Source organism: uncultured Maribacter sp., from assembly GCF_947495965.1.
Taxonomy (GTDB): Bacteria; Bacteroidota; Bacteroidia; order Flavobacteriales; family Flavobacteriaceae; genus Maribacter_B.
Map to the genome: position 1 here is coordinate 20,829 of NZ_CANMBB010000011.1, position 12,865 is coordinate 33,693.

General features: G+C 31.1%; 16 protein-coding genes. 10 read left to right on the plus strand and 6 right to left on the minus strand.

What is annotated here, in order from left to right:
* Positions 1-37 precede the first annotated feature (37 nt).
* Positions 38-913, minus strand: coding sequence for a UbiA family prenyltransferase (locus Q0820_RS16060; protein ID WP_298489174.1), 876 nt, complete (start codon positions 911-913; stop codon positions 38-40).
* Between the two features lie 67 nt (positions 914-980).
* On the opposite strand from Q0820_RS16060, the gene Q0820_RS16065 reads away from it, so the two are divergent.
* The 6 genes from Q0820_RS16065 (at position 981) to Q0820_RS16090 (ending at position 6,390) form a co-directional block, all read left to right on the plus strand.
* Complete coding sequence (locus tag Q0820_RS16065) at positions 981-2,861, plus strand: T9SS type B sorting domain-containing protein (protein WP_298489175.1); 1,881 nt, start codon at positions 981-983, stop codon at positions 2,859-2,861.
* Positions 2,862-2,930: 69 nt separating this feature from the next.
* Positions 2,931-3,809: a permease-like cell division protein FtsX gene (locus Q0820_RS16070; RefSeq protein WP_298489177.1), complete on the plus strand. Its 879-nt coding sequence runs from the start codon at positions 2,931-2,933 to the stop codon at positions 3,807-3,809.
* A 9-nt stretch (positions 3,810-3,818) separates the two neighbouring features.
* The gene (locus tag Q0820_RS16075) at positions 3,819-4,085 is read left to right on the plus strand and encodes a DUF3098 domain-containing protein (protein ID WP_298489179.1); all 267 of its coding nucleotides are present in this window, start codon (positions 3,819-3,821) and stop codon (positions 4,083-4,085) included.
* Position 4,086: 1 nt separating this feature from the next.
* Positions 4,087-4,881, plus strand: coding sequence for an undecaprenyl-diphosphate phosphatase (locus Q0820_RS16080; RefSeq protein ID WP_298489181.1), 795 nt, complete (start codon positions 4,087-4,089; stop codon positions 4,879-4,881).
* Positions 4,882-4,900: 19 nt separating this feature from the next.
* Positions 4,901-5,605, plus strand: coding sequence for a tRNA pseudouridine(55) synthase TruB (gene truB / locus Q0820_RS16085; protein WP_298489183.1), 705 nt, complete (start codon positions 4,901-4,903; stop codon positions 5,603-5,605).
* 62 nt (positions 5,606-5,667) lie between these two features.
* Positions 5,668-6,390, plus strand: coding sequence for a hypothetical protein (locus Q0820_RS16090; protein WP_298489185.1), 723 nt, complete (start codon positions 5,668-5,670; stop codon positions 6,388-6,390).
* A gap of 106 nt (positions 6,391-6,496) precedes the next feature.
* Here the strand turns inward: Q0820_RS16090 and Q0820_RS16095 are convergent, their stop codons facing one another.
* Together Q0820_RS16095 and Q0820_RS16100 are read right to left on the minus strand one after the other, a co-directional pair.
* Positions 6,497-7,630, minus strand: coding sequence for an esterase-like activity of phytase family protein (locus Q0820_RS16095; protein WP_298489188.1), 1,134 nt, complete (start codon positions 7,628-7,630; stop codon positions 6,497-6,499).
* A 137-nt stretch (positions 7,631-7,767) separates the two neighbouring features.
* The gene (locus tag Q0820_RS16100) at positions 7,768-8,400 is read right to left on the minus strand and encodes a thioredoxin family protein (RefSeq protein WP_298489190.1); all 633 of its coding nucleotides are present in this window, start codon (positions 8,398-8,400) and stop codon (positions 7,768-7,770) included.
* Positions 8,401-8,518: 118 nt separating this feature from the next.
* On the opposite strand from Q0820_RS16100, the gene Q0820_RS16105 reads away from it, so the two are divergent.
* Together Q0820_RS16105 and Q0820_RS16110 are read left to right on the plus strand one after the other, a co-directional pair.
* Positions 8,519-9,082 (plus strand): DNA-3-methyladenine glycosylase I, encoded by a 564-nt coding sequence (locus Q0820_RS16105; RefSeq protein WP_298489192.1) that lies wholly within the window; start codon positions 8,519-8,521, stop codon positions 9,080-9,082.
* Positions 9,072-9,650, plus strand: coding sequence for a hypothetical protein (locus Q0820_RS16110; RefSeq protein ID WP_298489194.1), 579 nt, complete (start codon positions 9,072-9,074; stop codon positions 9,648-9,650). The genes Q0820_RS16105 and Q0820_RS16110 overlap by 11 nt, the downstream gene beginning before the upstream one ends.
* An 11-nt stretch (positions 9,651-9,661) precedes the next feature.
* On the opposite strand, the gene aat is transcribed toward Q0820_RS16110, so the two are convergent.
* Both aat and Q0820_RS16120 read right to left on the minus strand, forming a co-directional pair.
* Complete coding sequence (gene aat / locus Q0820_RS16115; protein WP_298489277.1) at positions 9,662-10,312, minus strand: leucyl/phenylalanyl-tRNA--protein transferase; 651 nt, start codon at positions 10,310-10,312, stop codon at positions 9,662-9,664.
* A gap of 83 nt (positions 10,313-10,395) precedes the next feature.
* A complete protein-coding gene (locus tag Q0820_RS16120; RefSeq protein WP_298489195.1) occupies positions 10,396-10,773 on the minus strand; it encodes a DUF3127 domain-containing protein in 378 nt (125 codons plus the stop codon).
* 204 nt (positions 10,774-10,977) lie between these two features.
* Between Q0820_RS16120 and Q0820_RS16125 the strand changes: the two genes are divergently transcribed.
* Both Q0820_RS16125 and Q0820_RS16130 read left to right on the plus strand, forming a co-directional pair.
* A complete protein-coding gene (locus tag Q0820_RS16125) occupies positions 10,978-12,129 on the plus strand; it encodes a HAMP domain-containing sensor histidine kinase (RefSeq protein WP_298489197.1) in 1,152 nt (383 codons plus the stop codon).
* The gene (locus Q0820_RS16130; RefSeq protein WP_298489199.1) at positions 12,129-12,485 is read left to right on the plus strand and encodes a hypothetical protein; all 357 of its coding nucleotides are present in this window, start codon (positions 12,129-12,131) and stop codon (positions 12,483-12,485) included. Before Q0820_RS16125 ends, Q0820_RS16130 begins: the two co-directional genes overlap by 1 nt.
* Here the strand turns inward: Q0820_RS16130 and Q0820_RS16135 are convergent.
* Positions 12,475-12,864 (minus strand): HIT family protein, encoded by a 390-nt coding sequence (locus tag Q0820_RS16135; RefSeq protein ID WP_298489201.1) that lies wholly within the window; start codon positions 12,862-12,864, stop codon positions 12,475-12,477. The genes Q0820_RS16130 and Q0820_RS16135 overlap by 11 nt on opposite strands.
* Position 12,865 lies beyond the last annotated feature (1 nt).

The following is a 12,865-nucleotide window of genomic DNA, read 5'->3' on the forward strand; positions in this document are numbered from 1 at the left end:
TAATAAAGGAAAGAGGAAAGCTAAAGCAAAAGCTTGTTTATGGCATTAGTAATTTTCCACTATACAACACCCAAAACATAGATAATATGGCAGAAATATTAATTGCATAACCAAATAATTTCATTTGAGATAAAGTATATGGCTTGTCTTTAAAGAAAATTAAAACATCTAGTAATAACCAAATACTAAAAAATGCTAGAAAAAGAGCCAAAACAATATCTTGAAACCAAAACCAGACTAAAAAAGCTTCTAGCAATACAATAGCGGTCATGAGCATTTTAGATTTTTTTCTGCCTAAAATTCCTGCGGTGGTTTTTTTACCCGCCAATACATCGGGCTCAATATCCATTATTTCTCCTGCAATATGTGCCTGAAAAGCGAAAAGGGCCAAATATACTAACGTTTGCCAAGGTAGTTCTGGTAGATTATTTAATTGAATACTAAAAAGAGCTGTAGTTACATAACCAACTTGAATAAAAATCTCAAACGGAGGTCTTTCTTTTATTCTAAAGGGTTCAAAATTATAAGCCATATTAATGAGCACCATAAAGACCAACAACAATAACATGTAAAATCCAGATGTCACAGAAAACCAAACTATAAATGGTAAAATAACAGCACCTATTTTCTGCAAAAGACCCTTTAACTCTTCTTTAGAAGCACTAGCACCAAACAGGAAATTTCCTTTTCGTTTATTAACTGCATCTGCCTTAACATCATTATAATCATTTAGTCCATAAACTAGATAATTTAATGGAAATGTCACAAAGAAAAGCCCAACCCAAAAAGGAATGGTATTCCAAAAAGTAGTTTTTCCACTAAATGGCACTAGATATATCCAAATAGTAGGAAACCACAATCCTGGCCTAGAAATTTTTATATGAAAAAGTACGTTGTTTAAAAAATTGGACACTCTGTTTTATCTTTAAGCTTGCTTAAAATGTTTATCTTAACGCAAGCTTAATCACTATATTTTACAATTGAAAACTTATACCACTTTTTCTCTCCTTCTATTTCTGTTTTTTTGCCTTATATCTACCCAAATTCTTTTTGGACAGTTAGGTTTTTGCGGAGGAAATTCTGGCGACCCTATTTTTACAGAAACTTTTGGAACTGGAACAGATAGAGGGCCTGCGCTACCAACAGGGATTACCTCTTACTTCTACACTACGGGTGTACCGGCGGATGGAGATTATACTATAAGCAGCAACACCAATTTTTACGATTGGCATAATACTACAGACCATACTCCCGGGGATACAAATGGAAAATCTTTTATTGTAAATGCTCATTTTACAGCAGGTGAATTTTACAGAAGAACTGTAAGTGGTTTATGCGAGAATACTTCTTACGAATTTTCCTCATGGCTAATTAATTTGCAAAGTCCTAATGGTTTTTGTGAGAATGGTGGACTGCCCATAAACGTACGTTTTCAAATATGGGATAGCACAGACACAACCCTTTTAGCATCTGGAGATACTGGAAACATTATGAGCCAAGCCAATCCTGTTTGGGAACAATATGGCTTAGTTTTTAAAACTGAAGTAGGGCAAACTTCGGTAATTTTAAAAATGATAAATAATGGTAACGGTGGTTGTGGTAACGACCTAGCTATAGACGATATTGTTTTTAAATCCTGTGGAGATTTTATAACTGTTCGTAATAATACCAATGAAAATAGCATTTCTAGTTGCGCAGACCAAGGGCCTATTTCTACAACTTTAACTGCCACTCCAGATTTTTCAATTTTTAATACCCATGCATACCAATGGCAAGAAAGCGTAGATCAAATTATTTGGACAGACATTCTGGGTGAAACAAATCCTAACTTTACAACTCCCTTAGTGAATACAACTACACATTATCGTGTAAAAGTTTCCGAAGATCCAATAAACATTTCTAATGACCAATGTAATGTGTTATCAGAAACTTTTAGTGTATACATAATCCCTATTCCAGAGGAACCTATAAATAATGGTGATAACAATAACTGTCAAGGAGAAATTAGTGGCTTAAGTGTTACTGTTCCAGAAGGTGTTTTAGTAAATTGGTATGATGCTGCATCTGGAGGAAATTTATTAGAATCTAACACTTCCTTAATACAAGTAACAACAGCTGGAACTTACTACGCCGAAGCTGTTTCTGAAATAGGCGGATGCATATCTACCTCTAGAGTAGGTGTAACAGCTAATTATTACCCAACGCCAATAGTAGTAGATGAAAATTTAATTTTCTGTGAAGGAGAATACATTACATTCTCTGCAGATATTCCCAATGAAACTTACTTGTGGAGTACTGGTGAAACTACTTTTTCAATTTCAACTAATACGCCAGGAACATATACTGTAGAAGTTACAGATACAAATGGTTGCTCCGCTACAAAAACAATTATTCTGGAACAAATTGATGCCCCAATATTAAAATCCATTACTTCAGACGGTCCTTCTATTATAATTAAAACAAAAAACACTGGAGAATTTGAATACGCTCTAAATTTTGGAATTTTCCAAACTAACCCTGTATTTGAAGCTGTCTCTGGAGGCCAATATTTTATTACAATAAGAGAACGCAACTTTTGCGGAGAAATCTATGTTCCCTATTTTCATTTAGTAATACCAAAGTTTTTTACTCCAAATAATGATGGTTTTCATGATAATTTTATCCCAGAAGGGATTCCTCCTGGTGTTTCTTATTCTTTAAGTATTTATGACCGCTATGGAAAGTTATTATTTAATTCTTTAGACAACCAATTAGGTTGGGATGGCACTTTTAATAATTCTAAACTTCCTGCAGCAGATTATTGGTACTCCATTACAATAGAAAATTTTATACGCAAAGGACATTTTTCTTTAAAAAGATGATTCCCAATTTATGCTATATACTGTTCTTTTAAAATTACTTTCCTATTTTTACAACTCGGAATACCAATTATGAGCAAATCTTTTGAAAATTATCAAAAAAGAAAATTAATTTCTTCTTACTTCTCTGTAGTACTTAGCATAGCTTTAGTATTATTTTTATTAGGTATTTTAGGTCTATTGGTATTAAATACCAAAAAAATGGGAGACCATTTTAAAGAACAAATTACTATTTCGGTGTTTTTAAAAGACAGTGCTAAAGAGGTAGAAATAGATCAGATGCAAAAAAGCCTTTCTATGGCAGAATATACCAAAAAGGCTATATATGTTTCTAAAGAAGAAGCTGCAAAACAACATACTGAGGAATTAGGAGAAAACTTTCAAGATTTTTTAGGTTACAATCCTTTAAAAAATTCTATTGATGTACAATTAAATGCCGATTTTGTTTCTCCGGAACAAATTGCAACTATTGCCGAAGAAATTTCTGGTAAAGGATATGTAGACGAAGTTAGTTATGACAAACCCCTTGTTGGTTTATTAACTGAAAATATTAAAAAAATTGGTTTGTGGATTTTAATAGCAAGTGGCATTTTTACCTTTATTGCTGTTTTACTAATTAACAGCTCTATTCGTTTATCTATCTACTCTAAACGTTTTATTATAAAGACCATGCAAATGGTAGGTGCAACAAAAACATTTATAAGACGTCCATTTATTATAAATAATATAAAGCTTGGCATACTAGGTGCTGTTTTAGCATTAATAGCCCTTGGTGGAGTTCTTTTATACATAAATGAGCATTTTAAAGAGCTTGGTCTTTTTGAAGATGCAACCATTTTAGTAGTCCTATTAGTATCTGTTTTTGTCTTAGGTGTACTTATTTCGTTTATTAGCACCTATTTTGCTACACAACGCTTCTTAAATCTTAGAACCGACGAATTATATTATTAAATTTGCCCTATGAGTAAAAAACAAAATTCTAATATAGGTAACTCAGAAAAACAAGAGTTTATTTTTCAAAAGAAAAACTACCTATTCATGTTCATAGGATTAGCCTGTATTGCCTTAGGTTTTATTTTAATGAGCGGTGGTGGCAGTGATGACCCCAATGTTTTTAGTGATGACATCTATAATTTTAGAAGAATACGTTTAGCACCAACACTTGTATTAATAGGGCTTGGCATAGAAATTTATGCTATTTTGTTAAATCCACATAAGAAAAAATAATTTGGAAACTTTAGATGCTATTATCCTTGGAATAATACAAGGTTTAACCGAATTTTTACCTGTTTCTTCTAGTGGCCATTTAGAACTTGGTAAAGCTATTTTAGGAGACAATTCTGTTCCAGAAGAAAGCTTGTTATTTACAGTAATACTACACTTTGCAACTGCATTAAGTACTATTGTTGTCTTTAGAAAAGATATATGGGAGATTCTTAGTGGCTTATTACAATTTAAATGGAATGAACAAACACAATTCTCTCTAAAAATTATTCTTTCTATGCTCCCTGCTGTTATTGTAGGATTACTTTTTGAAGAGCAATTAGAAAGTTTTTTTGGAGGTAATATTCGCTTTGTAGGCTTCATGTTACTTATAACTGCTGCTTTACTTTATTTTGCTGATAAAGCAAAAGATACCGATAAAAAAGTAAGCTTTGGCAATGCTGTTATTGTAGGTATTTCGCAAGCCATTGCAATGCTTCCCGGAATTTCTAGAAGTGGGGCTACTATTTCTACATCTGTTTTACTTGGGGTAGATAAAACGAAAGCTGCTCGTTTTTCTTTCTTAATGGTTATTCCTTTAATTTTTGGAAAAATTGCTAAAGATTTATTTAGTGGCGATTTAACGTTTACTGGCGAAAATAATTTTGCGATGGGAGCAGGCTTTATTGCTGCTTTTTTAGCTGGTTTAGTTGCCTGTACCTGGATGATTCAATTAGTAAAGAAAAGCAAACTTTCTTACTTTGCTATTTACTGTTTAATAGTTGGTATTATTGCTGTTACCTACGGATATATAGGATAAACCCTAATATATAAACCTATTGAAAACTAAAGAAGATTTTTTAGAAGGACAATTATTACTGGTTGACAAACCATTAAACTGGACCTCTTTCCAAGCGGTAAACAAAATAAAATGGGGAATTCGTAAAGCTTTTAATTTAAAAAAAATTAAAGTTGGCCATGCTGGCACTCTAGATCCTTTAGCTACAGGGTTGCTAATTATTTGCACAGGTAAATTCACTAAAAAGATTACCGAAATTCAAGGACAAACTAAAGAATATACCGGTACAATAACGGTTGGTGGCACAACGCCTTCTTTTGATTTAGAAACCGAGGTAAACAAAACTTTTGCAACGGAACATATAACTCCAGAACTTATTACTACTACTATTCCTAAATTTTTAGGAGAAATAGAACAAGTGCCTCCTGTATTTTCTGCTTTAAAGAAAGATGGAAAACGTTTGTATGAATATGCAAGAGAAGGTAAAGAAGTAGAAGTTAAAAAAAGGCAAATTACCATTTCTGAATTTGAAGTTACAGCTATAAATTTACCAGAAATAGAATTTAGAATTGTATGCAGCAAAGGAACTTATATTAGGTCTATTGCAAACGATTTTGGAAAAGCACTTAACTCGGGAGGGTATTTATCTGCCTTACGAAGAACCAAAATTGGGGATTACAACGTAAATATAGCAATAGACCCAACAACGTTTGAAAAAACATTACCAAAAAGAGAAAATATATAAAACTATTTTTCTCATTTTTAAGGTCTTGTAAAATATTTTAGCAAAAAAGAGGTTATAATCCTATGCAATTAAATCGTAAACATTTATCCTTTTTAATTACTTTTTTCTCCCTGTCTATCATGGTGTTAGCATTATACAATATACACTTAGGCAAAGAGGAAGATAAAGAGGAATATGTTGTAGAAATGGTTATGCTAGATGAGGAACTTGAAGAGCTTATTGAAGAGAAAGAAAAACTTGAAGAGCAAGCTAATGCAGACCCAATAAAGAGTCATTTAGCATTTAATGAAACTGCTAAACCTAGTTACGGTAATCCAGAACCCTTAAAAACATTAGATGAAATTTTAGAAGAAAGAGAACTTACTAGCAATAGTGATTCCCCTTCAGATAATTCTAATTCTGAATATAATGCTCGTGTAAAAGAATTAGCTAAAAAAAGAGAAGAAAAAAAGCAACTTTTAGGAGAAAGAGACGCACAAAAAGAAGAGTTTACAAACAATTTAGCGGCACGTAAAACATCTGTTTCTTATTCTTTAGTTAATAGAAATAACTACAAATTACCCCCACCTATTTATACTTGTATAGAAGGTGGTAAAGTGGTTATTAATATTCAAGTAAATGCGGTTGGCAATGTTACCGATGCTTCTTTTAATGCAAAAAGCTCCACTACAACAAATGGTTGCTTAGTAGATAATGCTATTACATATGCACACAAAGCCAAGTTTAATTCTTCAGACAAAGCTTCTCAAAAAGGAACAATTACTTACATTTTTCAAGGTAAATAAAAAATTTTACTCGATAATCGAGATTTAAATGCTCCGACACTTGCGTCGAAATCAATGCTAATTTTCCTTCTAATGCCTCTTGGGCTTGCCCCGAGGTAGTTTATTGCTATTCTAAGTTTTCTACCTCTAACACTATAAACTGATTTAGTTGTGGTGCAAAAGAACTAAAATTATCATCTGCTATAACAACCAAAGAGCGGTTACCGTTTTTAAAATCTGGTCCAAAAGTTACACCTTCTATATTATCTACTACACCATTTGTTAACTTACTTCTAATAGATTCAAAATCGAATAGTAATTTTTTAGTAGAAGCCGTATAAACTGCTCCTTTTAAACTTGCAACATTACTTACATTTGTTGCATTAGAAATATCTACATTATAAATTTTTACGGTATTACCTCCATTTGCATAACCAGAAGAAAAAGAGCGTTCTATCGCTAAAAATTTATTAGCTTCATATGCTAAAAGCTCTACAAGACCATTTACCTCTAAATTTGTATCATTAATAGCAGGTTTAGGAACAGAATTGAGCTCATACACAAATTCTTTTCCAAAATTTCCTTCTTCATCAATATTAATTATTCTTACGGGAGTTACTGCTTCTGTTGTTGTAGGTACTGCCCCATCTTGTTTTAGTGGTAGCTCAGTAGCTGTCCAATATTCTCTGGCATTAACATCTAAAGAAAGTGCTTCAAAAACACCATTATTTCTAGGACCTATATTCTCTTCTGAAGAAACTTTAAACTTATCTGCTATATTAAAAGAACTTATATAATCCCCAGTTAAAGAAGCTTCTCTAATAAAGGGGTTAATTCCATTATTTATGCCCCCTTCACTACTCCAAACTATTGTATTATTTTTAGTAATACGTATAGATTCTGGGTCCGCAACGCCACTTGGTAAAGGCTCTCCATTTTCTCCTTTAAATGCTACAACATCAATTAAATTTAAAGTGTTAAACCCTTCTAAATCATAATCTATTTCAGCAGTGTAAAATCTAACAGGCGCTTTAGAATCATCACAAATAAAATACCATTTTCCATTATGATAATCTATTCCTGAGAGTCCGCCTACTAAAGTATTCTTAAAAAGTTCTTTTTCTGGAAATACGTATTCATCAATAAAATTTATTGAAGTTTCTTTAGTTTCCAATTTTGGTTTTTCTACTTTTCCACTAGAAGAGCTACAAGTAATAAAAACAAGAGAGAAAGCACTAAATACTATAGATAATAATCGCATAACATTTTAAATAAATACTATTCAAATATCTTAATTATAACCCATAAAACTTAAAAACAAGATAAAAAATTATCTTAAACATAACCATAATTCTCCATAAAAAGGAATAATCACTTTCATAGCATATTTTTTTATAATTAAACACCAAGCAGTTTTACTAAATCTTGGATTGTATTTTGTCCTTTATCTTTATTATACCAAACCTGTAAATCTTGTTTAAACTCTGGAGTTAGGGTTCCATGCTCTTTTTTATAATCCTCTACCATTTTTGTAGCTATCGTAGGTCTAGAACCCCATTCTCCAAGAACTTCTAAAGTGTCATTATCTATCATGATTAATTTAGGAATAGAGAGTGTTCCATGTACCAAAAACCTATTCATTAATTGTAGATTCTGGTCTCTTTGTATAATTCGAAAATTTATATTCGGGTTTAATATTGCCAATTTATTCATTATTGGCATTGTTTGGGCAGCATCTCCACACCAACTTTCTGTTAAAACTAACCAAGTAACTTTTTTAGAATAAGCCTTTACTTTTTCTATTACAGCTTCATTTACTTTTATAGTTTTATCTAAACGTTTCATACGTCTATTATTTAAAACAGTATAATTAGCTAAAGATTCCGTTTGATTTTCCCCTGTAGATTTTTCTTTTTCAGCTAAAAATCCAACTAAAGCTCTATATTCTTCATAAGAAATAGCTATATCTAGGGCTTCTTTAATTAGAGTTGTCGTTTCTTTTTCTATTGTATTATTGCCTAATGTTTCCATTCAAAATAATTTTATCTCCAAATTTACTTTAGTCTGCTTTTAGAAAAGCTGATATTGATCATATTGGTAGGATAAATTTTATAAAACTTACATATCTTTAGTTTTTAGAAAATAAACTATGGAAAAACATAAATGTGGTTGGTGTTTAGGAGATAACCTTTATGAACAATACCATGACCAAGAATGGGGTGTTCCTGAGAAAGAAGATGCTGCGTTGTTTGAGTTTTTAGTGTTAGAAACGTTCCAAGCAGGTTTAAGTTGGATTACCATCTTAAAAAAACGAGAAAATTTTAGGAAAGCTTTTAACAATTTTGAGTACCAAAAAATTGCGAAATATGAGCAACCAAAAATAGACTCCTTATTACAAGATGCTGGAATAATTAGAAATAAATTAAAAGTTAATGCTACCGTTACTAATGCAAAAGCTTTTATGAAAGTACAAGAAGAATTTGGTAGTTTTAGCAAATACATTTGGGACTATGTAGACCATAAACCAATAAAAAACAAAGTTGTTAATTACAAAGAAGCCCCTGCTAACACCCCACTTTCTGATACTATTAGCAAAGATTTAAAAAAAAGAGGTTTTAAATTTGTAGGCAGTACTGTAGTGTATGCTTTTATGCAAGCAACAGGTATGGTAAATGATCATGAAATAAATTGTTTTAGGTATAATGAAGTATAAATTCCTATTAGTAATAGTCTTTTTTAGCGCTTTTAAAATACAGGCGCAGTTAAAGTATGAAAGAGAATTTAGAATTAAAAAATCTCAATTTCCTACTAGTGCTTTGCAATTAGTTGAAGAAAAACTTACTGGGGCAAAAAACATTAAATTTTATAAAGAAATAGATAGCTCAGTAGCCATATATAACGTTAAATTTAAAAAAGAACGGTTATGGTATAGTCTAGAATTTACTAAAGAAGGAATCCTTAAGGATATTGAGGTGAAAATTAAAAATATTGATATTCCCGAAGAAAGTTATGAACGTATTCTTCAATTTTTAAAACAAAGTTTTACTTCCTATAAAATAAAAGAAATACAACAACAATATGTGGTACTTAACAATGAGAAAGAAATATTAAAAATTGGTTTTCAAAACTTAATTACTCCCGATATTAATTACAAGTTATTGGTAAAAGGAAAAAAAGAAACCCGTGGTAAAAAACAATATAAAGTACTCTATAATTCCGAAGGAAAAAATATATCTATTAAAGAAACCTTACCACCTAACTACGACCACACTTTATACTAAAGCTAAGTACGTTACTTTTCTTTTAGAACAGAAATAAAGTCATCTCTTGGTATTTCTCTTGCTCCTAAGCTCTCTAAATGTGGTGTGTACATTTGGCAATCTATAAGTTTGTATCCTTTTTCTTCTAGTTCCTGTGCCATTTTTATAAATGCAAATTTAGAAGCGTTACTACGCGTACTAAACATGCTTTCTCCACAAAAAACAGTTCCTAAATCTATACCATACAACCCACCAACAAGCTCTTTATTTTCCCAAACCTCATAAGAAACCGCTTTACCCAATTTGTGTAGTTTTACGTAAGCATTTATCATTGCAGTAGTTATCCAAGTACCTTCTTGTCCTTCTCTTTTTGCAGTAGCACAATTAATTAAAACATCTCTAAAACATTGGTTTTTTGTTATAGAAAAAGAGTTCCCTTTTAGCACCTTACGCATACTTTTAGAAATCTTAACTTCCTCAGGAATAAGAACCATTCTAGGGTTTGGGCTCCACCAAAGAATTTGTGACCCCTCATTAAACCAAGGAAAAATTCCAGACTCATACGCTAAAAGTAAGCGTTCTGGAGACAAATCTCCACCAATTGCCAACAAGCCATCTTCATGAGCATTTATAACAGGCGGAAAAAATAATTCTTTGTTTAAAAAATATAAAGACACTTTTATTTAATTTATCTTATTTATAAATACTAAAAAGCCTTCCTAAATTAAACTAGGAAGGCTTTAATATTATTTACATTTATCTTTAATTAAAAAGGTAAATCGTCGTGATCTTCTTCATTTAAATTATCTGCAGGCTCAAAAGCATCCATTGGAGGTACAGGAGGAATATTCGCATTTGGAGCTTCAGATTGTAAACTTTCTATTCTCCAACCTTGTATAGAGTTAAAGTACTTAACTTCTCCTTGTGGGTTTGTCCACTCTCTACCTCTTAAATTAATACTTACTTTTACATCTTGCCCTACAGTATGTTTATTAAGTAAATCGCACTTATCCTGCACAAACTCAATCATTATACTTTGCGGATATTGCTCATCTGTTGTAACTACTAACTCTCTTTTTCTAAACCCATTGTTTCCAAAAGTTTGTTCTTGGTTAATTAGCTTAATTTTTCCTTGTACTTCCATATTCTCTTAATTTACTGTACTTACTTTTTTCTTTTAAAAGTGATTGTTATTTTTCTATTCCTAAATTAAGTTTAGTTTTATATAATCTTAATTATATAGAATTACAAATGTATGAAAATTGTAATCTATTTAAAACTCTAGATCACTACCTAAAAGCAATATTATTGCATTTTAATGTATCTTTATTACCAGAAATCATGTTCCATGAATTTTAATTCTCGTAGAAAAACGTATAACCTCGTTTTATTAGCAATAGCTTTTGGTATTGTAAGTCTTATTTTATGGAATACTAATAGTTTTTTTAAAAAGTTTAAAGAGGAAGAACGCTTAAAAATGGAGATTTGGGCAACTGCACAATCTGAGCTTTTACAATCTTCAGAAAACATGGATTTGGGAAACCTTACCATAAAAGTTCTTCAAAACAATTCTTCCTCGCCCATGATTTTAGAAAATAAAGACGGTTCTATTAGGGTAAATAATATGCCCCATAAAAAAATAGAAGACAGCCTATATATTAGAGAAAAAATACTTCAATTTCAGAATGAAAATACCCCTATTTCTATAGATCAACAAGGAGAACATTTAGCAACTTTATATTATGGTAATTCTGATGTTTTGAATAAACTTAAATATTATCCTGTTGCATTACTCTTAATAATAATTCTTTTTGGCGCCGTTATATTTTTCTTTTTTAAGACCAATAAAGCATCGGAACAAAACAAATTATGGGCAGGGATGGCAAAAGAAACTGCGCACCAAATTGGAACACCACTTTCTTCTTTATTAGGTTGGAATGAGTTACTTAAAATGGAAAATATTAACCAAGATATTACCCAAGAAATAGAAAAAGATATTGCCAGATTAGAAACTATTACAGAACGTTTTTCTAAAATTGGCTCTTTACCTACCCTTAAAGAAGCAGATATTGTAAAGGAAACACGAGAAGCTTATGAATACCTTAGAAGAAGAAGCTCTAAGCTTATTCATTTTTCTTTTGTTTCTAAAGTAGAAACTTTGCCTGTACTTATTAATAGTTCTTTATACAATTGGACTATAGAAAATTTAGTAAAAAATGGCATAGACGCTATGAAGGGCAAAGGAAGTATTGCAATTGAAATAGTCCAAAACGGTAAATATGTAAATATTTTAATTGCAGATACTGGATCTGGAATTGCTAAAAATAATTTTCAAACTATCTTTAATCCTGGAGTTACTTCTAAAAAAAGAGGATGGGGATTAGGCCTTTCTTTAGTAAAAAGAATAGTTGAAGAATACCATAATGGAAAAATTAAAGTACTTTCGTCTGGTAAAGAGGGTACCATAATGCAAATATCCTTAAAAGTAAAAAGTACGTAATGGCTGAAGTAAAATTAGTAGTTATAAAAGAAGCCGATATAACTAACAACTGTCCAGAATGTTTTAATCAAGATTTAAAACTTTCTTTTTATCAAAAACACAGTTATGGAAAATTTGTGCACAAAACAACTAATGTGGTTACACATAGGCTTACTTGTAACACCTGCAAATCTGATATTTATCCTGTAAACTGGACAGATGATATTGAACGTATTTTTAAATATTACCAGAAAATGGCAATTCCAGAAAAAAAATCTATAAAATATACTACTCTATTTTACATTTTATTATTATCCACATTTACTCTAATAGGTGTTGGAATATATTTATTTACTTCTGGAATTATTAAATTTTAGCACGTATTTTAGTCGCAATAGCTTCAAATTCTTCTGTAGTTAATTTTACTTTATTTTGAAAAGTTGCTTCTTTCATTTCATTAAGAGGAATAAGATGTACATGGGCATGAGGAACTTCCAAGCCTATAACAGTTATACCAACACGTTTACAATCTAATGCAGCTTCTATTGCCTTACCCACTTTCCTAGAAAAAGCCATTAAACCCATATACGTTTCTTCATCTAAATCCATTATTTTATCTACCTCTTTCTTTGGAATACATAATGTGTGCCCTTTCGCATTTGGGTTTATATCTAGAAAAGCAAAAAAGTTATCATCCTCTGCTATTTTATAACAAGGAATTTCTTTATTAATAATTTTGGTAAAAATGGTTGGCATA

Excerpts from the sequence above, each read along its gene's own strand:
- Q0820_RS16075 (WP_298489179.1), top strand. The coding sequence starts at position 3,819 with ATGAGTAAAAAACAAAATTCTAATATAGGTAACTCAGAAAAACAAGAG.
- Q0820_RS16130 (WP_298489199.1), top strand. The coding sequence starts at position 12,129 with ATGGCTGAAGTAAAATTAGTAGTTATAAAAGAAGCCGATATAACTAAC.
- Q0820_RS16105 (WP_298489192.1), top strand. The coding sequence starts at position 8,519 with ATGGAAAAACATAAATGTGGTTGGTGTTTAGGAGATAACCTTTATGAA.
- Q0820_RS16095 (WP_298489188.1), bottom strand. The coding sequence starts at position 7,630 with ATGCGATTATTATCTATAGTATTTAGTGCTTTCTCTCTTGTTTTTATT.
- Q0820_RS16090 (WP_298489185.1), top strand. The coding sequence starts at position 5,668 with ATGCAATTAAATCGTAAACATTTATCCTTTTTAATTACTTTTTTCTCC.
- Q0820_RS16120 (WP_298489195.1), bottom strand. The coding sequence starts at position 10,773 with ATGGAAGTACAAGGAAAAATTAAGCTAATTAACCAAGAACAAACTTTT.
- Q0820_RS16110 (WP_298489194.1), top strand. The coding sequence starts at position 9,072 with ATGAAGTATAAATTCCTATTAGTAATAGTCTTTTTTAGCGCTTTTAAA.
- Q0820_RS16070 (WP_298489177.1), top strand. The coding sequence starts at position 2,931 with ATGAGCAAATCTTTTGAAAATTATCAAAAAAGAAAATTAATTTCTTCT.
- Q0820_RS16100 (WP_298489190.1), bottom strand. The coding sequence starts at position 8,400 with ATGGAAACATTAGGCAATAATACAATAGAAAAAGAAACGACAACTCTA.
- Q0820_RS16125 (WP_298489197.1), top strand. The coding sequence starts at position 10,978 with ATGAATTTTAATTCTCGTAGAAAAACGTATAACCTCGTTTTATTAGCA.
- Q0820_RS16135 (WP_298489201.1), bottom strand. The coding sequence starts at position 12,864 with ATGCCAACCATTTTTACCAAAATTATTAATAAAGAAATTCCTTGTTAT.